16 protein-coding genes are annotated in these 20,811 nt (G+C 41.7%); 7 read left to right on the top strand and 9 right to left on the bottom strand.

What is annotated here, in order from left to right; genetic code table 11:
* Nucleotides 1-742: 742 nt before the first annotated feature.
* Nucleotides 743-2,446, top strand: a complete 1,704-nt coding sequence (locus tag PCRYO_RS01545; RefSeq protein WP_011512668.1) for an NAD+ synthase — start codon at nucleotides 743-745, stop codon at nucleotides 2,444-2,446.
* A gap of 257 nt (nucleotides 2,447-2,703) precedes the next feature.
* Nucleotides 2,704-3,978 (top strand): hemolysin family protein, encoded by a 1,275-nt coding sequence (locus PCRYO_RS01540; protein WP_011512667.1) that lies wholly within the window; start codon nucleotides 2,704-2,706, stop codon nucleotides 3,976-3,978.
* Between the two features lie 218 nt (nucleotides 3,979-4,196).
* On the opposite strand, the gene PCRYO_RS01535 is transcribed toward PCRYO_RS01540, so the two are convergent.
* Entirely contained in the window at nucleotides 4,197-4,955 is a 759-nt protein-coding gene (locus PCRYO_RS01535) for a YggS family pyridoxal phosphate-dependent enzyme (RefSeq protein ID WP_041752932.1), read from the bottom strand.
* Nucleotides 4,956-5,274: 319 nt separating this feature from the next.
* On the opposite strand from PCRYO_RS01535, the gene PCRYO_RS01530 reads away from it, so the two are divergent.
* The gene (locus PCRYO_RS01530; RefSeq protein ID WP_011512665.1) at nucleotides 5,275-6,327 is read left to right on the top strand and encodes a type IV pilus twitching motility protein PilT; all 1,053 of its coding nucleotides are present in this window, start codon (nucleotides 5,275-5,277) and stop codon (nucleotides 6,325-6,327) included.
* A 158-nt stretch (nucleotides 6,328-6,485) separates the two neighbouring features.
* The gene (locus PCRYO_RS01525) at nucleotides 6,486-7,607 is read left to right on the top strand and encodes a PilT/PilU family type 4a pilus ATPase (RefSeq protein ID WP_011512664.1); all 1,122 of its coding nucleotides are present in this window, start codon (nucleotides 6,486-6,488) and stop codon (nucleotides 7,605-7,607) included.
* A 111-nt stretch (nucleotides 7,608-7,718) separates the two neighbouring features.
* On the opposite strand, the gene fur is transcribed toward PCRYO_RS01525, so the two are convergent.
* The gene (fur, locus tag PCRYO_RS01520) at nucleotides 7,719-8,153 is read right to left on the bottom strand and encodes a ferric iron uptake transcriptional regulator (protein ID WP_011512663.1); all 435 of its coding nucleotides are present in this window, start codon (nucleotides 8,151-8,153) and stop codon (nucleotides 7,719-7,721) included.
* A gap of 324 nt (nucleotides 8,154-8,477) precedes the next feature.
* Between fur and PCRYO_RS01515 the strand changes: the two genes are divergently transcribed.
* On the top strand, nucleotides 8,478-8,894 hold the full coding sequence (locus tag PCRYO_RS01515; RefSeq protein WP_011512662.1) for an outer membrane protein assembly factor BamE: 417 nt from the start codon (nucleotides 8,478-8,480) through the stop codon (nucleotides 8,892-8,894).
* Nucleotides 8,895-8,919: 25 nt separating this feature from the next.
* On the opposite strand, the gene PCRYO_RS01510 is transcribed toward PCRYO_RS01515, so the two are convergent.
* From PCRYO_RS01510 to PCRYO_RS01495, 4 genes are all read right to left on the bottom strand, one after another.
* Entirely contained in the window at nucleotides 8,920-9,324 is a 405-nt protein-coding gene (locus tag PCRYO_RS01510; protein WP_011512661.1) for an RnfH family protein, read from the bottom strand.
* Nucleotides 9,312-10,454: a hypothetical protein gene (locus PCRYO_RS01505; RefSeq protein ID WP_011512660.1), complete on the bottom strand. Its 1,143-nt coding sequence runs from the start codon at nucleotides 10,452-10,454 to the stop codon at nucleotides 9,312-9,314. The genes PCRYO_RS01510 and PCRYO_RS01505 overlap by 13 nt, the downstream gene beginning before the upstream one ends.
* Before the next feature lie 264 nt (nucleotides 10,455-10,718).
* Nucleotides 10,719-11,387 carry a c-type cytochrome gene (locus PCRYO_RS01500; protein ID WP_011512659.1) on the bottom strand — a complete coding sequence of 223 codons (669 nt, stop codon included), beginning with the start codon at nucleotides 11,385-11,387 and terminating at the stop codon, nucleotides 10,719-10,721.
* A 334-nt stretch (nucleotides 11,388-11,721) separates the two neighbouring features.
* Entirely contained in the window at nucleotides 11,722-12,057 is a 336-nt protein-coding gene (locus PCRYO_RS01495; RefSeq protein WP_011512658.1) for a c-type cytochrome, read from the bottom strand.
* A gap of 411 nt (nucleotides 12,058-12,468) precedes the next feature.
* Between PCRYO_RS01495 and yihA the strand changes: the two genes are divergently transcribed.
* Nucleotides 12,469-13,239, top strand: a complete 771-nt coding sequence (yihA, locus tag PCRYO_RS01490) for a ribosome biogenesis GTP-binding protein YihA/YsxC (protein ID WP_011512657.1) — start codon at nucleotides 12,469-12,471, stop codon at nucleotides 13,237-13,239.
* A gap of 106 nt (nucleotides 13,240-13,345) precedes the next feature.
* On the opposite strand, the gene PCRYO_RS01485 is transcribed toward yihA, so the two are convergent.
* The 3 genes from PCRYO_RS01485 to PCRYO_RS13135 all read right to left on the bottom strand — a co-directional run bounded on the left by PCRYO_RS01485 (nucleotide 13,346) and on the right by PCRYO_RS13135 (nucleotide 15,841).
* Nucleotides 13,346-14,050: an HAD-IA family hydrolase gene (locus tag PCRYO_RS01485; protein ID WP_011512656.1), complete on the bottom strand. Its 705-nt coding sequence runs from the start codon at nucleotides 14,048-14,050 to the stop codon at nucleotides 13,346-13,348.
* A gap of 135 nt (nucleotides 14,051-14,185) precedes the next feature.
* The gene (locus PCRYO_RS01480; protein ID WP_020442640.1) at nucleotides 14,186-15,202 is read right to left on the bottom strand and encodes an RluA family pseudouridine synthase; all 1,017 of its coding nucleotides are present in this window, start codon (nucleotides 15,200-15,202) and stop codon (nucleotides 14,186-14,188) included.
* Between the two features lie 381 nt (nucleotides 15,203-15,583).
* On the bottom strand, nucleotides 15,584-15,841 hold the full coding sequence (locus tag PCRYO_RS13135) for a hypothetical protein (RefSeq protein ID WP_144061740.1): 258 nt from the start codon (nucleotides 15,839-15,841) through the stop codon (nucleotides 15,584-15,586).
* A gap of 563 nt (nucleotides 15,842-16,404) precedes the next feature.
* On the opposite strand from PCRYO_RS13135, the gene PCRYO_RS01475 reads away from it, so the two are divergent.
* Nucleotides 16,405-20,754: an Rne/Rng family ribonuclease gene (locus PCRYO_RS01475; RefSeq protein WP_011512654.1), complete on the top strand. Its 4,350-nt coding sequence runs from the start codon at nucleotides 16,405-16,407 to the stop codon at nucleotides 20,752-20,754.
* The last annotated feature ends 57 nt before the right edge of the window (nucleotides 20,755-20,811 follow it).

The following is a 20,811-nucleotide window of genomic DNA, read 5'->3' as shown; positions in this document are numbered from 1 at the left end:
TACGGTTCTACTATAAAATTTATAAATGGGTTGTTTAAATCACAGATTATGTTTGTAATTTTCATCCATTAGCGAAGATTTTGAGCAGTACAGATTTGGATAAAATATCTGCTTTTATAAGGTTAATTAGGCTAACAGCAAAAAACTATTATGCAACAAGATTATCCAAATAAATAACGCTATGTTGTAACCTTTACTTACAACTTTCTTGGGAGCAAATTTGTTAGTGGCTGTATCGTCATTGATGTTGATTGCTAAAACCTATGGAACATAATTATCTTAACAAAAACATCATCAATATGCGCTTTTTAAGCACTTTTATATCTGCCATCTAAAGGGCTAAATCACTGGCTGGTTCTATTAGTAACATCAATTGATGTTATACTAAAGGGATTGATTTACGCTTTTAAATGACGCTCTGTTGGTTTGGCTTTATTACTTTCATTGAGGTAAGCCCTTAGCGTCTATAAAACACCTCTCGTCTGTGATCTTACTCTAGATGGTATTTAGCATTATTTTTAGAGCAGTTCTGCATAAATTGAGAGGGCACATTTGCATGACATTCATGCCTATATATGTTTGATGCTCATGATATTGATGCACTATTTAAGCATCTTATTTTGAGTGAATGATTTTAAATACATATTTTGAGTCGTTTTCGGAAACATATTTTCATTTGGTTTTATTTGAAACCAAGAAATATATAACAGATTTAAATAACCTATTGATAGGAACAATAACAATGTCAAAAGACACTGCAAAAGATACTGATAACCCCAACCTTACCGCTTCCAATAAGGGCAACCAAGCTTCAAAATCGCAAGATAGCGTTACGTTTGCCCTAGCCCAATCTCACTTTTTAGTTGGCGATATCAAAGCCAATGCTGAAAAAATGCGCACCCTAGCACTGCAAGCACGCGAGCAAGGTGCTGATGTCATTATTTTCCCAGAGCTGGCCTTATTGGGCTATCCGCCGCAAGATTTGTTGCTACGTCCTAGTCTTTCAGGACGTATCAAAAGCGCGTTGTCTACCCTAAGCGACATCGATGATATCGTCATGATTGTTGGCTATCCGCATGTTGATCATCATGGCACCTTTAACTCAGCCGCTATCTTGCATAATGGTCATCAAAAGGGCTTTTATCATAAGCAAATTTTGCCAAACTATGGCGTATTTGATGAGCGCCGTTACTTTGATAAAGGACGTAATCAAGTCTTATTTGATTATAAAGGTATCACCATTGGTCTGCTGATCTGTGAAGATTTATGGGAAAAAGGTCCTATTGCCGAGCTCAAAAAGCAAGGCGCTGACCTTATTGTGAGCTTAAACGCTTCACCATTTGAGATCGAAAAACAAGATACTCGCAAAACAATGCTGGCCAAGCGTAGCCGTGAAAACAACTTACCTATCGTTTATCTTAATGCCGTTGGCGGTCAAGATGATTTGGTATTTGACGGTGGCTCTATGGCCATTCAAGCAGACGGCAGCGTCGCACATGAAGCCTCACGCTTTATGAATCAGTTACTACTGGCAAGCTTTGATGCAAAAACAGCAAAATTTGATACACAAGCAAAGGCACCTTTATCATTAAGCCGTGAATCAGAGATGTACCAAGCATTGGTCGTAGGGTTGCGTGATTATGTCAATCTTTCAGGGTTTACTGGCATCATCGTTGGTTTATCAGGCGGTATTGATTCAGCATTGACACTATGTATCGCGGTCGACGCACTGGGTGCTGACAAGGTCTATGCAGTCATGATGCCTTACGAATATACCTCGCAAATCAGTTTAGAGGACGCGCAAGCCCAAGCACGCCGTCTCAATGTCTCTTATACCGTTTGTCCTATCTTTGATGCAGTCGAAGGTATCCGTCATACGCTTGCGCCACTATTTAACAAGTCACCTGCTGATACCACCGAAGAGAACATCCAAGCACGTGCACGCGGTGTGGTACTTATGGCATTGTCTAATAAATTTGGGCATTTGGTCATCACGACTGGTAATAAATCAGAGCTAGCTGTTGGCTATTCGACCTTATATGGCGATATGGCAGGCGGTTTTGACGTTTTAAAAGACGTGTATAAGTCACAAGTTTATAAATTGGCCAGCTATCGTAACCGTTTAGAAGATACGCCTGTTATTCCTGAGCGCGTCATTACTCGTCCACCATCTGCTGAGCTACGTCCCGATCAAAAAGACCAAGACAGCTTGCCTGATTATGATGTTTTAGACGGTATCTTAATGTCATATATCGATGAAGATATGGGCTATCAAGATATTATTAATAAAGGGTTTGATGCTGATTTGGTCGCCAAGGTTATCCAAATGGTCGACAATAGTGAATACAAGCGCTCGCAGGCACCAATTGGTACTAAGATTAGCCATAAAGCCTTTGGTCGTGAGCGCCGTTACCCGCTCGTCAATAAATGGTCAATAAAAGGCTAAGCCTTGATACTGAATTTATCAAAAACCTTTTAGAGCCATTTTTTAAAGGCTTGATAAATTTAAGTTTTTATCTAATATCATAAAATTGTTTTATAATTAGCTGGGTGCTTGCCCAGCTTTTTTAGTTTTTGTGCCTAACTAAATGCTAATAACTAAATGCTAATAACTAAATGCCTTTTACCTCAAAACCTACCGATTATTATCTTCAATCATTACTGTAAATCTATCTACCTTATCTATTTCTATCCGAGTATGTCATGAGCTTGCTAACCGCTGGTGTGTTTATTTTTATATTAATTGCGCTAAGCGCTATCGTTTCTAGTTCGGAGCTGGCGCTTGCCTCCGCCCGCAAAATCAAGTTGCAAGTCATGGCCAAAGAAGGCGAAGTACGAGCACTCGATGTACTCAATATGCAAGAGCAACCCGGCAGCTTTATTACCGTGGTACAAGTGGCGCTCAATGCAGTGGCTATCTTAGCAGGGGTCATTGGCGAGTCAGCCATTAGTCCATATTTACAGCAGCTTTTTGGCAATGAGACTGCCGCGTCGGTGGTGTCATTTATCTTAGTCACCAGTGTGTTTGTGTTGTTTGCAGACTTGATGCCCAAGCGTTTGGCCATGTCCAACGCTGAACCTATCGCGGTCAAGATGGTTCGACCGATGATTTTCTTTATTTTTATCTTTAAGCCGATTATTTGGGTGTTTGATGGGGCGGCAAATTTACTATTTAAACTCATAGGCGTGTCAACCGTACGCCAAGATGAAATGACGTCAGAGGATATTTATGCGGTGATGGATGCAGGTGCGGAAGCTGGTGTTATTAAGCGTCAAGAGCATCATTTGATCGAAAATATCTTTGAGATGCAAGAGCGAACCGTAACCTCAGTCATGAATCCGCGCGAGCATATTGTCTATTTTGATACTAAAGCCAGCACCGAAGAAGTGGTTGCTGTGATGATTAAGCAGCCGCATAATAAATTCTTGGTCTGTAATGACGATGACTTAGAACATATCATCGGTTATGTAGAGTCGCGCAGCTTTTTAGCCTCAGTACTTGAGCAGCAAGAAGTGTGTTTAACAGACAAAGCGTTGCTAAAACCTGCTTTGTTTATTCCCGATACATTATCCTTGTTTGAAGTATTGGAAACATTTAAATCAACGGGTGCAGATTTTGCCGTCATTGTAAATGAGTATGCATTAGTGGTTGGGGTGATCACGCTTAAAGACGTAATGAGCATCGTGATGGGCGAGCTGGTCACCTTAGAGGAGCAACCGATTGTCCAGCGTACAGATAACTCTTGGCTAATTGATGGCATGACGCCCATTGAAGATGTGATTCGCTCATTGGGCATGGTCAATTTACCGCATAGCCAAAATTACGAAACCATTAGCGGTTTTATGATGTATATGCTGCGTAAAATTCCTAAAAAGACAGACTGTGTCGAGTATGCCAATTATCGTTTTGAGATTATCGCCACTGACAATCTTAAAATAACTCAGCTACTAGTGACAAAGTTTGATGATGTGATTTAATACGTAATGTAATTTATGAGTACTGTCAGGGTTGGCTTTATGATAATTTTTATCCTCAAGCGTGCGTACTATAGTCAATTTCAAATAAAACAGATACGTTATATTCCAACGCAGTACTGGTATAAATTTTTCTAGCGTGCTGTGACTACGCTGACAGAGGCTGCATAAAATTCATCCCAGTCCTACTGTATCGTTTTAATACTGAATTCACTATTACATCAAGCACGCGCACCAAATATCGCCGTGCCAACACGTACCATGGTCGTGCCACTAGCAATCGCATCAGTCATATCATCACTCATACCCATACTCAGCGTATCCCATTGACTCAGCTCAGGATGGGTACGCTTAATGTCGTCAAATAGTTGTTTGGTGCGCTTAAAAGCATCTGTATTTGCCTTAGCAGGAATAATCATCAATCCGCGCAATTGCAAACGCTCATAATTTTTAATTGCTGTTAACAATTCTGGAAGCTGCTCTGGCAGACATCCCGACTTACTGTCTTCATTATCAATATTAATTTGGATCAAGACGTTTAAAGGTGGCAGTTCAGCAGGACGTTGGTCGTTAAGACGCTTGGCAATAATGTCACGCTCAAGCGTTTGTACCCAATCAAAATGCTCAGCAATATCACGGGTTTTATTACGCTGAATGCTTCCAATATAGTGCCAGACAATATGCTTACATCCTACCTGCTCACGTAGCAACTGTATTTTTTCAATCGCTTCTTGTAGATAATTTTCACCAAAATCATGCTGACCTTGACGCGCCAATGTTGCCACCATCTCAGCAGATTTGGTTTTGGACACCGCAAGCAAAGTTACACTGCTCGGCGCTCGCAACGTTTGTTCGCATGCCTGTACCACTTGCGTCTTTACCTGCTGCCAGTTCTCAGTTAGATGTTGAACTTCTGCTTCATCATTATTGCTAAGATCGATTGCGACATTTTTAATTACTTGCTGAGAAGACATATTCATAAAAACTCTTGTTGATATAGTGAGTTCGAAATCAAAGAGAGCTGATTGTATCGATCCTTTACCACTATGCATGCGAAAAACCAGTCAATCTATTTTTGCATTTTATGCAGTTAGTAGATGGTTAAATCAGTACAGTCTTGTTATGATATTGTTACATGGTTTAACATATGCTACTAAAAGCTCTAGTAATAGTAACAATTATAGTGACGCCTAACCTATTTTAATGAGGTTGGCTCAAACAATGTCATAGAACCTTGTTTATCGCCTGCTTTCTATGTTGATTTTGGCACACTTTATTTATTAATAGGAATATCCGATTATGGCTGAACAAAATTTAAGCATTGAAGACTTGCTGCGTTTTACTGTCAAGCATAAGGCTTCAGATTTACATATTTCAGCCGGTATGCCTGCGATGATTCGAGTTGATGGTGAGATGACTCGGATTAATATGCCAGATATGAGCCATAAGGTAGTTCATCAGCTCATTTATGACATCATGAATGATAGACAACGTGCCGACTTTGAAGAGTTTTTTGAAACGGATTTTTCTTTTGAGATTCCAAATCTAGCCCGTTTTCGGGTAAACGCATTTAATCAAAATCGCGGTGCAGGCGCCGTCTTTCGTACAATTCCTTCCAAAGTTCTAACGATGGAAGATCTAGGTATGGGCGAAGTGTTTAAGCGTGTTTCAGACTTTAAACGTGGCGTGGTGTTGGTCACTGGTCCAACCGGCTCAGGTAAGTCGACCACGCTAGCTGCCATGATTGATTATATCAATGAAACCCGTAAAGAGCATATTTTGACTATCGAAGACCCGATTGAATTTGTTCATGAGTCCAAAAAGAGTTTGATTAACCAGCGTGAAGTCCATCGCGATACCTTGGGGTTCGAGCCAGCATTGCGCTCAGCGTTACGTGAAGATCCGGACGTTATTCTGGTTGGTGAGCTACGAGATCTTGAGACCATACGCTTAGCGCTCACTGCCGCTGAAACCGGTCACTTAGTTTTCGGCACTTTGCACACCAGTTCCGCTGCCAAAACCATTGACCGTGTTATTGACGTCTTCCCTGCTGCTGAAAAAGACATGATTCGAGCGATGCTATCAGAGTCACTACAAGCCGTTATCTCGCAAACATTGTTACGTCGTCAAACAGGCGGGCGAATTGCCGCCCATGAGATTATGTTAGGTACGCCCGCTATTCGTAACTTAATACGAGAAAATAAAATCGCTCAAATGTACTCTTCTATCCAAACTGGTGCTGGTGATGGCATGATTACTCTTGATCAAACTCTTAAAAATCTTGTAGCGAGAGGCACAATTAGTAAAGACGTTGCACGACCTTACGCTAAACAGCCTGAAGCATTCTTATAATATAAATATTATCAGGCATTCTGACTAAAGTAATAGACTAATCATTGCAGCTATCTAAGCAATCATCCTTTAAGTTAACTGTCATTTTTCGCAAAAAAGTTTATTGAAGCAGGTTTCACTCTATTCATTGCACATTTTCTCGCACATATAGGTACGTTATGGACATTGATAAACTTTTACAATTGATGATTAACAAAAACGGCTCTGACCTTTTTATCACTGCTGATGTCGCCCCTTCCATGAAAATCAATGGCAAAATACTGCCGGTTGGTAAAACGCCTTTAACTGCTGAGCAGACTATGAGGCTGGTTAAAGGTGTCATGACAGTCAATCAGCAAAAAGAGTTTGATGAGACCAACGAGTGCCAGTTTGCGATTACTGATCAGGCGCAACAAGCACGTTTTAGGGTCAGTGCCTTTATACAACGTGATATGGCAGGGATGATTTTACGGAAAATCGAAAACAAAATCCCAACGGTTGAAGAGCTGCGCCTGCCACCAGCATTAAAAGAGCTGGCAATGAAGAAGCGCGGTATTATTTTGCTGGTTGGTGCAACTGGTACGGGTAAATCAACCACCCTTGCAGCAATGATAGGACATCGCAATCAAAACTCTCACGGTCATATTATTACCATAGAAGATCCTATCGAGTTTGTCCATAAGCATCGTGGCTGTATTATTACCCAGCGCGAAGTCGGTATCGATACCCACTCTTTTGAAGCCGGTCTAAAAAACACCTTGCGCCAAGCGCCAGATGTGATTTTGATTGGTGAGATTCGCAATCGTGAAGTCATGAGTTACGCGATTCAATATGCTGAAACGGGGCATTTGGTATTTGCAACGTTGCACGCCAATAATGCCAACCAAGCAATCGACCGCATTATTCACTTTTTTGAGACCAGTCGCCATAATCAATTGTTTATGGATTTATCGCTTAACTTACAAGCCATTATCGCCCAGCAGTTGATTCCAACGCCTGACGGCAAGGGACGCCGGGCTGCTATCGAAATCTTGCTAAACTCACAGCTGATCAGCGACTATATCCGCAAAGGTGAGGTGCACGAAATAAAAGATGTCATGACACGCTCACGTGATAGCGGTATGCAGACATTTGACCAAGCACTGTTTGATCTATATGAAAACGGTGAGATTACTTATAAAGAAGCGATTCTTCATGCAGACTCGCCTAATGATCTGCGCTTAAAAATCAAACTCAGCAGCAAAAATGGCGTGGCAAACTTAGATGAAGGCGCGGATAGTTTATCGTTAGACATTACTTAATAATGTATTTTTAACCATAGTTATTATTTTTTATGCCTAAGAAACCGTTATAAAAAAGCCCTCATCATATATAAGGGCTTTTTTAATTTTATCTCATCGATAAGTTGATGCTTACTTGACGCTGTCCTTACAGGCTTGGTCATCACAGATACCATATAGTACCAATGAGTGACCTGATAACTTAAAGCCATGCTCTGCTGCTACTTTAAGCTGTTCTTCTTCAATCACTTCATTATGAAATTCGACAATCTTACCGCAATTATCACAAACCAGATGGTCGTGATGCTCTTCTTGAGTAATCTCAAACACGGATAAATTGTTTTCAAAGTTGTGACGCTCGACAATACCTGCCTGCTCAAACTGAGTCAGCACGCGATAAACGGTCGCTAAACCTACATCCTCGCCTTGCTCAATTAGCGCCTTGTAAACCTCCTCTGCGCTCATATGATGCAGCTTTGCACTCTCAAGCAGCTCTAGAATTTTGATACGCGGTAACGTTACTTTTAGACCCGCTCTACGTAAGTCTTGATTGGTAAAAGAAGCCATAATATCCCTTCTGACTATGAAAGTCTTAGCAAATAAGTTCAAAAAACATAAGGTAAATAATCATCAGTAGTGATGAATGGGTAATTGCAAAAAATCATCCTCATACAAAATCAGTCACTATCAAATGTATTTCCAGTACATTTTTTCTAAAAAATATGATTATAAGTATATGAATTTAAAATATTAATAATAAATGATGCAAGCGCACATTTGGTAAATAATGTCGTAAGTGGTAGGCAATTGCAAGTAAATGACGTATCATTTATCCAAGATTGTCGGTAAGACCAGCATCTACTGTGCTTAGCCGTACCTAACCCATTTTTTATGAGTCATCTTACCATGATAAAGACCCTAAATTTACGTCCGTTTCATTCTTCAAGCGCATTACGCAAGATTGTCATTACCAGCATATTGGGCGCCGCTGTTACCATGTCTGGCTGCTCGTTACTGAGTGTTTATAAGATTGATTTGCCACAAGGGACGCCTATTACTCAAACCCAAGCACAAAAATTACAAGTGGGTATGAATCAAAATCAGGTACTATATCTTCTTGGTAGTCCAGCCATTAGAGATACCCTAGAGCCGAACCGTTGGGACTATATTTATGACTATCAAGCAGGGACTGAAGGTCAACGTAGAGGTATCGCTGACGTTAAAAACGCCAGTCAGCATCTAAAAGTATACTTTGATAATAATGGCATAGTGACTCGCATTCAGGGTTTAGAGTCTCTACCTAAATAATCGCTTCGATAGCGAGCTTTAATCCTCAGACTCGAGATTTACTTTTGCGCTGAGACATAGGATCAGCGCTTAAGCTTCTATATACCTCTATCCGATCAAAAGGCTGCAATTGATAGTTAAGTGGCTGTTTTTGCGCATAGATGCCAACATGCCAACGTTTGGCTGTCGGCACTGCCACATCAATCACCTCATCGCACCATTTTGCTAGCCCTTCAAACTGTATCAACCAACCCGCTTGCTTCAATGCTGCATATAAGGTTGTGCCATCAGCTACTGACAAGGTTAGATAATGCTGACTCTGTGCATCTTCAGCATAGGCTAAGTATACCGTTATCATAATAGCTTGTGGAACAGTGCCTTGCTGAACGTTGTCTTGTTGAGCACTATTCAGTTTATTAACTTGAACCTCATCAGCTGTTAGCTTAACCACTGCATCACCCAACCTATCAAGGCTAATAAGAGTGCTACGGGCACAATCAAACGTATCGCCACACGCCATAAATTATAAAAAGCTTCATTGCCAAAGTTTAAAGACTTGCGCAAATGACTGATTTTCATTTGCCATCCTGCAAAAACTGACAATAACAATACGGCTATCGTACTGACGATAACCAGTATACCTAACAGCCAAATAGTCGGTATGACAACGACCAACACTATCGCTATGACAGCCGTTATGACCAAACTGGCCAGCAGTCCAAACTTATGTGCGAGCTGCTGCGTACTATAATGTAGCAAGTAACTGGCGACAAAAATCACCCCTGCCCAATACAGTAGCTGTCCGATTGGTGGTAGCGTCATACCACTGATAAATAAAGCCACCATCCCTACCAATAACTGTAATATCCAAATCGGTAGCACCAGCTTAGTTGCTCGATATTCGCTTGACGCCTGAGCACGAGAGGGATTTTGAGCATAGTGATTGTCTACGCCCACCGCTGTTACCGCTTGCTTAGTGATACGGTTTTGACCAAACCAATATAAGCCTGTACCTGCGCCAACACTGACAAGTGCTAGTGCAACTGCTCGTGCCCATTCTCCCAAGCTAATATTGGTCATCGCAAAGGTAATATTTGGCAAACCGTTTGCTACCCCAAATATCAATCCAATAAGCATTAATCCCAAACCAATTGGTAAGGGTGTCACACCCAACAAGCTTAACAATGCGGCAATGACCATCAAGCCTGCGGCAACCGCAAAGCTTGGCACTTCAGGTGTGCTATTTAAGTCTGTAAGTGCAGTCAATATACCAGTGCTAGCACCTGATATCACAAGCGCTGCAATGATTATGGCTACGAGGGCAGCAAGCCAACCAAAGCCACGCCACAAGGCGCTGGCATCTGCCTCTCGAGTGAGCTTTTGCATACCCGCCAAAGGTGCTTCAGCACTACGATAAGCCAATGCTATCTCAGCATAAATGACCGGTAGCGAGACCAGCACCATGGCCAATAGCCACAACAGCCAAAAATCAATCTCTCCTATTGACGCCGGTGCAAACCAGCGAAAAAGCAATAATGGTAGCAGCGCTGCAATAAAATAAGAAGCATAGCGAATCATCATAATTTATATCCAAGCGATTCAAGGTGAGTAACATTGAGTAATATTAGTTAAGCATAAATAGCTTTTAAGCTTTTAAGCTTTTAATCGTCAAATTGATATATAGGCAATTTATTTTTATAAAGTAAAGTACTACTAATATGCCATTATATAAGGACTGACAGTTATAAAAAAACCCCGAAATCGGGGTTTAATAACTCAGTTAAAACCAATGTAGAAGGCACTTTTCTTAAGAATAGCAATGAAGAACACCGACTTTATCTGATATTAGTGAATAGCACTCACATAATCTGACAAGATACGGATATCACGATCTGACAGTTTAGAAGCAACGGTCTGCATCATGCCCATCTCGCCTTCTTTTGCAGCATCATTGACACGCTTTTGCTCGTCGCTATCGATATCATCTACACGACCAGCGGCACGGAAAAGCTTTAACTGGGTGGCAATATATTCAGCATGCTGTCCACCTAAACGTGGAAATGCTGCCCATACGTTACCCGCTGCGTCTGGACCATGACAGCCCGCACAACCGATGACACCGCGTGACTTATCACCACCTAAAAACAACTTGCTGGCTTCTTGCGTAGTTGCAGGATTACCGAACGCCACACCCCAAGGTTTCTGGCTTGAGTAATAACCTGCAACGTTGGCTAAATCTTGCTGCGACAAATTGGCCACTTGCGACTGCATGATACCGTTTTTGCGGTAGCCTGCTTTAAAATTGACCAATTGCTTATATAAATACTTAACGTTTTGACCACCAAGATTTGGCTGGGCAGGCACAGGGCTCACACCATCAACACCATGACAAGCAGCACAGACAGTTTCTGCAATTTGTTTGCCGGCATTAAGATCATATTCAGGAACAGTGATAGCAGCTTGTACGCTGAAACTTGCAACACATAAGCTGGCGGCAGCGATTAACTTTTTCATTGATACAAATCCTACTAACTCGATGTAAGCATTGTTTAGAGTGATTGCATTATGTAGACGTATTATATTCACAAAGCCATTATTTAGTCGCTAAGCCGTATATTCTATCGTCTTTATCACAAGCAGCACGAAAGTACTTACTAATATCAGGGTTTATTTTGGATTATTATAGCAAGACTTTTTACTATTTGCCTACTTAATCGTAGCATTGGATAGTTTTCCCCCTCACTCACTCAATCTTTGGTTTATAAAGAGCAAAAAGCGCAAAAGGTTCTAGACCCTTGCGCCTTATTTATATCTCTTAGCAAATAGCTAATAATGATTTAATAGATATTTATTTGCTCATATACTCAATCAGCTTACGATAGTCATCATTGCTACAATCTTCGCACAACCCACCAGCTGGCATCTGAATCATACCATTTTTGACCGAACTAATAAGTGCAGGCATGCCTTTTTGTTTTATTAGCTGCTGCCACTTGGCACTATCGCCTTTTTTAATCGCATTCAAGGCACCGCTGTCGTGGCACGCAGCGCAGGACTCATTATAAGTCGTTGCAGTACTAGCCGCCCCTGCACCAGTTATCATAGCTGCACTAATGATAAGCGCGCTAACACTGCTGGCTAAAAAGCGATTGCCTTTGGCAAAAATCATGGTCATCGATAACATAAGACACCTCCATTGGCTCATCCGTCCAGACGTTTGCTTCATTGCTTCTGTGCCTTAACATCTGTGAATAAACCTATTCTGCTAGAGATTGTAACAATATATGTCAAATTAATATATATGAATATAGTTTAACTTTGTTAATACGCTTGGATAAGGAATCGAAAAATGAGTTATTAGCCGCATATTAATTACAGTAGAGATGTAATTAATATGCGGCTAATAACCGTTATTTCAATAACTAAGCGCATTAATAGTATAGAATAGTCAGTAATTTAATGCCCTTATTTTATGAAAGATTGATAGTTGGTTATTAGTAGCCAAAGATGCTGTGCTATTAACCGAGCAATTGCAAAATCTTTTACTATTTTATCTAAATTTAAGTATCTAAATTTTAACCGTAATGAGTCATTTATGAGTACCCCGTTCAACGATGTCGCCGCCAAGCATGCGGCTTTTAATACCAAAGCCCGTCAGCGTATTCAGCAAACTGAATTTATGATGTCAGCACCAACCTTTCGTCTGTGTCCTGCAGATATAGGCTTAGAGGTGGCATTTGCTGGTCGCTCAAACGCTGGTAAGTCTTCTGCCATTAATGCGCTTACCAACCAGCGCCAATTGGCACGCTCATCTAAAACGCCTGGTCGTACGCAGATGATTAACTTTTTTAATGTTGGTGATGCTGATAGACGATTGGTAGATTTGCCAGGTTATGGCTATGCCGCTGTACCGCTTGAGATGAAAAAAGAATGGCAGGTTGAGCTAGAAGAATATTTGGTATCGCGCTCAAGCCTTGCAGGTCTGGTTCTGATGAGCGATATCCGTCATCCATTGAAGTTCTTTGATGAGCAAATGCTACGTTGGGCAAAAGATGGTGAGCTGCCCGTTCATATCTTGTTAACGAAAGCAGATAAGCTAAAGTATGGTGCCTCTAAAAATGCGTTGCTTAATACTCGTAAAAGACTGAAAGAACTGGGTCTGAACTGTAGTATTCAGCTATTTTCAGCCTTAAGAAAAGAAGGTCTGGATGAATTAGCAGGCGTTATGGGTAACTGGTATGAGTATCAGCTGGATGCAGACAAAATTATTGAGTCCTCTTTTGCGTTGCTAGAAGGTGATGAGCTAGAAGACGCAATCGAACAGGATGCGCTTCAAAAAGACAGCTCTCAACAAGACAGCAAATAAATCTCATATCCTTCAATGAAAAAGGGTTTATCGTTATTATCGATAAACCCTTTTTTTGTTATCATTTTTATCATTTAAGCAGATTACCATTTACACCGATTTATATTTAAGCACATAATAATTGTGCCAACGCTTGGGGCGTGTTCACCTGATACGTGGGCTGCTGTGCGGCAAGCTCGTCGCTGCTGGCGGTACCATAATTAACTGCAATACTGGTCATGCCCAGACTGTTTGCCATTTGAATATCATAAATGCTATCACCGATAAATACGGCGTCAGAGATTTGCTGTTCGGTATATTGCAAAATATCCGTCAGCATTTGTGGGTCAGGTTTGGAGCCTGCTTCATCCGCACAGCGCGTCATAACAAAATAATGATGGCTATCTGAAGCGTCCAAAACACGATCTAGACCCTTACGTTTTTTACCTGTCGCAACTGCAAGCTGACGATTTTGCCGCTGCAAGGTTTGTAGCATATTTTCTATCGGCGCAAAGAACGGTGTACGCTGGCTGTTAGCAATATAATAATCTGCGTAACTTTGTTGAATTAACAGTTTTTGCTTATCGCTTGAATACGGATATAAAAGCTCAATGCCCTTCATTAAACTTAACCCAATAATATCTTTGACGGCCTTATCAGTTGTCTTGAAGCCATGTGCCTCACCTGCTATATGCATAGCTTCAACAATCAAGCCAATCGAATCCATTAGCGTACCGTCCCAATCAAATATGATTAAGGTCTTATCGGCTAAATGATGCGGGTTGGCTGACTGAGAACTCTGAGCAGGAATCATTGTAGTAGTTTGGCTCATAAATAGACCTTTATGAATAATCATAATAAATGGCAGATAGCAAAACGTCACGGCGACTTATGTTTCATAAGCTATCGTGACGTTTAAATCTGATGCTTAACATAGCATCTAATCAAAGCTTGTTTAAGCATCAGATTATTTAGGCAAATTGGCTTTAATCTCTTCTGGCATCCAGTCGAGCATCTCTTCTGGTAAAGGCGCAGTGATAGTCTCATAACCAGGTATATCTAGACGCCACGCATGTAAGCATAGACGATGCACACCAGATTTATCATGTACATGGTACTTATCATCGCCCAAGATAGCATGACCAATGTGCGCCAAATGTACACGAATTTGATGGGTACGTCCGGTGAGCGGCTTGGCTTCAATCAAGCTAACGGGCTGCTCAGCAATCATAAAACGACCATGAACGACGATATCAGTCTGACTCTCTTTGGTTTGCGGGTCTTGTGTATCTACCTTAACGCGGCGCTCACCGCTTGCCAGTGTATAACGCAACAATGACGCATCGATACGTTGTTCGTTAAGTGCAGGCTGACCTTTTGCAATACATAAATAATGCTTTTGAATGGTTTTGTCGACCAGATGTTGCTGCAATACTTTAAGTGCAGAGCGTTTTTTAGAGATCATTAATAAACCTGAAGTATCTTTATCGATACGATGCACCAGCTCTAAATACTTCTTGCCTGTGACTTCACGCATGGCTTCAATGACACCAAATGCAAGACCACTACCGCCATGAACCGCAATACCGGATGGTTTATTAAGCACGATCAAACCTTCATCCTCATAGACCACACGCGCCAATAAGCTTTTGGCAAATTCGGTACTGATGATAGGTTTTTCACGAGTGGCAAGTACCACTGGCGCAATACGTACCACGTCTTCACGCTGCACTCTGTCATGAGCCTTGCAGCGCTTGTTATTGACGCGAATCTCATCTGAGCGAATCATTTTATAGATATGCGGTTTTGGCAAACCTTTTAAGCGATTAAGCAAAAAGTTATCCAAGCGCTGGTCGTGCTGATGACGCGTGACTTCAAGGTAATTGACCTTGCCGAAGTTGCTAATCTCATCGTCAGCACTTTGTGGGCGCGTTTTGCTATTAAAGATAGCTGGCGCTTCGTGGATAGGTTCGTCGTTTGTCATTTTTGAGTTTGTCATTTTTAGTTAGGCAATTACATAAAGATTTGCTATAGTTTAACATGTTGAGCGCCAATTAAGCAGAGGCTGAGACAATAATTCATTGCTAATTGATTGTTGTTTTAGGTGGAAAATATCGATTTTATGACTGGCTAATCACTTGTCAATATAATCGGCTGACTCATACAACTTATGCAAGCTCGGCGCTTCATCTGATTTTAAGGGTGTTATAGCAACAGATATACTTTATAATACCTAATAAATTGAAAGAACATGACTGATATTTATCAGTAAAAAATTATTTTTTAGTAAAAACTATTTATTCTTATGAAGCATTTCTTGCAGGATATTATGACAATAGATAGTATCGACTTTATAAATATGGCATTAGCCTTTTATTAAGCGATAACCAACCATACACCCTTTACTCACTACCCGCATGATAACGACTTGATTTGATGATTTATTATCTAACAGTCCTTTAGCCGCGTGCAGTTGAGCAAGTATGGGTCGTTGAGAGTGCAATCGAGTATTACCCTGTAAACCTCGATAACTGCCTGAGTATTGGTGGTCAAACAGAGGACGATAAGTAGAATAGACATGAGACACCGTGCCGATAAGCCGGTCATTTATTCTGTTTGCCAAGTACGCCCCGCTGATGACTAACGCAGCAAGAACTCGCTTTGAGACGCCCAAGATATTATTAACGTTATATCCAAAAGAACGATAAATAAAGAATGACTAATTGCTTAATCTGGACGGATAACCGCTGAATTGTAATTTATACAGTCAACAGCGATATGATTGCTAGACCTTGATTGATTATGTGACAGCACGATGCTTTTTTGGCATCAGTAATACCTTTATATATCAGTAACCATCCGCCACTATGACGAAATGACAAAGTGCGCTGACCACCAATATGGTTCAAAATACTGATAATAAACGATCACTAACCTGCTTATGCATTAATCGCTATAACAAGCCTGCTTATATTAAGATATAGACATAGACTTACACCCTATACCTTCTATATTGAAGTTACTATCACTGGTCCAAAGTTAAGCTTTTGAAGAGTGTTTTCGCGCTTTATTTACGTTCTTTCGTTAATTTATATCTGCTTATGCTGATTTTGTTATTAGCAAGTACTTGCCACTTTACCCTAGAGCCTGTCTTTTCGTTATTATGCGTACTCATAGGATACTATTATGAAACGCATTTTAATCAACGCCACCCAAAACGAAGAGATTCGTGTTGCCCTCTGTAAAGGCAATCATCTATACGATTTCGATCTCGAAAACCGTACCCGCGAACAAAAAAAATCTAATATCTATAAAGGTCATGTGACCCGTGTCGAGCCCTCGCTTGAAGCGGTATTTGTCGAATATGGCTCACAGCGTCAAGGTTTTTTGCCGATTCGTGAAATCTCTGCCGAATACTTAAGCGGCAATCCACGTGATGAAAACATCAAAAAGCTGATCAAAGAAGGTGACGAGCTCATCGTCCAAGTTGAAAAAGAAGAGCGCGGCAATAAAGGCGCTGCCCTTTCAACTTATGTGTCATTGGCTGGTCGTTATCTGGTATTAATGCCAAACAATCCTCGCGGCGGTGGCATCTCGCGTCAAATCTCAGGCAAATTGCGTGAAGATATGAAACGTATGCTTGGCAGTTTAGATCTGCCAAAAGGCATGAGTGTCATCATACGTACTGCTGGTATTGGTAAAACCCAAGAAGACTTGCAGCACGATTTAAATCATTTGCTAAACATCTGGCAAGCCATTCAAGAACAAAACCAAAAATATCCATCACCGCGCCTAGTGCATCAAGAAGCGGGCGTCGTTACGCGTGCTGTCCGTGACTATCTACGTGATGACATCTCTGAGATTTGGATTGATAACGAAAACGCTTATATTGAAGCAGCGGGCTTTATCGATGCTGTGATGCCAAAACAGGCTGAAAAACTACGCAAATATACCGATTATGAGCCGATGTTTTCGCGCTTTAATATTGAAAAACAAATTGAAACTGCCTATCAGCGTGAAGTTCGCCTACCATCAGGTGGCTCAATTGTTATCGATCAGACAGAAGCATTGGTATCTATCGACATCAACTCTGCTAAGTCTACCAAAGGTTCAGACGTTGCTGAAACCGCTTACCATACCAATCTAGAAGCCGCCGATGAAATTGCTCGTCAGCTACGTTTGCGTGATATGGGTGGTTTGATTGTCATTGATTTTATTGACATGAATGACAATAAGCATCAAAAAGAAGTTGAAAAACGTCTGATTGATGCCACCAAATATGACCGTGCACGTGTGCAATTTGGTGATATTTCTAAGTTTGGTCTGATGGAAATGAGCCGTCAGCGTCTGCGTCCGTCATTAGAAGAGTCGACTGGTTATATCTGCCCACGCTGTCATGGTAATGGCATGATTCGCGACCTGCGTTCATTGTCATTATCTATCATGCGTCAGATCGAACAAATCGCGCTAAAAGAGCGTCAAGGTGAAGTTCAAGCAGAAGTACCGACTGATATCGCAGCGTTTTTGCTGAATGAAAAACGCGACAGCTTGGTCTATCTTGAGCAAGACAGTGGTACACGTATCACTATTTTGCCGCATGCGCATTTAGAGTCGCCAAACTTTAAACTTCACTTTAATCGCGATGGCTTTGCCCCGTCAAGCTACGAGCGTATCACCGATACTCAGCTGCAAGAACATAGCGAGCTTGGCTACAACGTTGACTGGCAAACGGCTGAAAAAGAGCGCCCTGAGCAGCAGCCAACTCGACAGCCTCGTCAAGCTGCGGATAAAAATAGCAGCGATCAAGCGCAGGCTCGTCCTAATGCCCAGCAAAGTACGCCTACGCAGCAGCAACAGAATAGCACCAGTCATAGCAATGAACATCGCAGTAATAACAATAGTAGCAATGTGACATCAGCACGTGCGCCACAGGCTCAAGAGACTCCAAGCGCTCAAAACCCTCAGAGCTCTCAAAACATTGTGACCCCATCAGCGCCAGTAGCACCACAACCTACTGCTATTGCCGCTGCACAGCCGCAAGCAGTTGCTTGGTTATCTAATTTATTTGCGCAAGCACCGCAAGCTCAAACCACATCGAGTGTTAGTAGTCGAGATGCTGCTGAAGCTATTGAAGCATTGGTTAATACCGGAGCACAAAGTCTAGGCTCGTTTGGCCAAGTGGATAATACGGCTTTAGCGAACAATAATAATAGTCAAAATACTGCAACGCCTCAGCCAGCAACTAATCAGCAAAGTAGTAATGAGCAGAATCGTCAACTGACACGTTCTGCTGAGAGTAGTACTGATGATAGCAGCGACGCTGAAGAAAGAAGAAGACGTAAACCACGCAAATCAAGACCATCTAAGCCGCGTCAAAGAAAAGAGCAGGCAGATGAAACTGAGAATAGCGCCACTAGCAATACGACTGACAGCAGCGCTAGCACTGATGACAAAGCTAACAATCAAGATAAACGTCAGCAGGATAATAGACGTCATAACGATCGTAATCGCAACAATCGCCAAGACAATAATCGTAATACAAATGAAGACAACGCTAATCCGACCAGTGTTAATGCAACCAGTGTCAGCGACAGCAGTCGTTCTGACAGCTCTGATAATGTAGTAGAAGAGCAAACTCGTACTAAGCGCAAATCGAACAGTCAACGTGGATCACGTGGCAAGCTTGAGCGCGGTGAAACTTTAACGGCAGCTGACTCTAAGCAAAACAATCAGCAAGCCTCTAAAAATGCTAACAGCAACAAACACCATTCTAATGCGCGTCGCAACCAAGACCCTAATGAAGTAGTATTACAGGTAAATGAAGCTACTAGTGAGCTCAAATCACCAGAAGTGGTACATTTGTCATTAGATGATAGCAAGTCTACTACATCACGCCAAGCGACTCACAAGCAAGCAGTAATTGAAAGTGATACTGATGCTGATGCTGAAAAAGAGCATTCAGAGAATAATAATGAGCAGCGTGCGGATAAGCAAAAGCCAGTCGATAACAAACCAGCTCAAAAAACTTCTAAAACGATTGATACCAGTAGCGTTGCATCTGATAACACACAACAAAGTAGCGTCCAAGCTAAAACTTCTGAAAAAGTCTCTGCACACGTCAATACTACTCAGATCGATCAAGTAGAAAAAAGCGCTAATCCCGACAAAGCGAATCAACCCACTTCGAAAGAAGACGATAAAAGCGGCGATAAAATTAGTAGCCACAAACCTGCTGTAGATGAACGAGCTAATACAAAAATTAGCATGGACAGTGAAGCCGAGAATACTGCATCAACTCAAGAAGTGGTAGCGGTACAAGTAGAAAAGGCAGCGCCAATCGAAACCACTCAGAAGGCTCATGTTGCTGAAAATACTGCCGAAGAAAATGTGGTCGTGGATTCTAACGAAGTTGCTGCCGAGGATAGTAGCAGTCAGGCAGTACTTGAGCTTAGCCGTGATTCTTTATTTGCTGAACGCTACGTTGCGGCAAATAAGTTTGGTCAAGCCAGTAATGACCCACGCGTCGTACGTCTTCAACAGGTGCAAGCATCATTTGCTAAAGCGTCTCACGCAAATGAGCAGGATGCGCAAGCTAGTGAGCGCGCTCCTACCATTCGTGGTACGGTTGGTGAATTTATCCGTGCAACCTTAGCAGAGGCAGAAAATCGCTTAGCGACAGACGGTGTCATCAGCTGCTTTAATGCTGCTATCGCTAAGCATCTAGAGCAGACGCTAGTTAAAGACAGCGCTGACAAGCAAGTGGCTATTAAACCAGTTGCTCATAGCGACTTTGACTTTAGTAACTACGGCTATCAGCCTTTAGCAGCGGACTACATTGCACGTTTTGAGTCAATGACAAAAGCCGTCAGTCAGTTTGCAGCGTCCCAAGGTAAAACCTCAGTAGAACCCCGTGCTATCAGTAAACGTGCTAGCAACGATCCACGTGGTCAGCATCCTGATTATAAAGAATCAGCGGTATTGGCGGTTACTGATGCGGCAAATAACGAGCCCGTTCAAACGGGCATCGATATTGATGCGCATGAAGTAGAAGCTGATGCTCTGGCCAATCAAGCTCAAGCAGATGCTGTTAGTGATCAAAGCAAGCAGTTATTAGATGCTGAGCAAACGTTAGCAGAAGTAGATGCAGTGCAAGCTCATATCGAAAGCACTGATATTGAAAGTATCAGAAGTGTCGAAAATGATGTATCTGAAATCAAAATGACCGACGTCGACGCTGCTGAGGTTGCAAACATTACTGTCGAGCAAAGTGAGACTGTACAAGATGCTGAATCAATAGTAGCGCCTTCTCTGAAAGACGACAGTCAAGCAGCCAAGTCAAAAACGACCATAGCCAGTTATAAAAACATGATTGAAAATGTGGCAGAGCAATTACTACCACAAAAAGGCATGTTCAACTTAACAACGCCTAAAGTACCAAAGGCTCGTGCCCGTAAGCCAAAAGCTGATCATAAAAAGCCGACGCAAGCTGAAAAACTTGAGTCAGATGATTCAGACAACTTAGATAGAGAGAGCTAATCGTAAGTTACCCTATCTAAAAAGCAAAAGCCCCAAAGTTGTCAGCAACTTTGGGGC

The sequence above is a fragment of the Psychrobacter cryohalolentis K5 genome, from assembly GCF_000013905.1.
Lineage (GTDB): Bacteria > Pseudomonadota > Gammaproteobacteria > Pseudomonadales > Moraxellaceae > Psychrobacter > Psychrobacter cryohalolentis.
The sequence above is the reverse complement of the archived record's forward strand: the minus strand, read 5'-3'. Positions and strand labels throughout refer to the sequence as shown.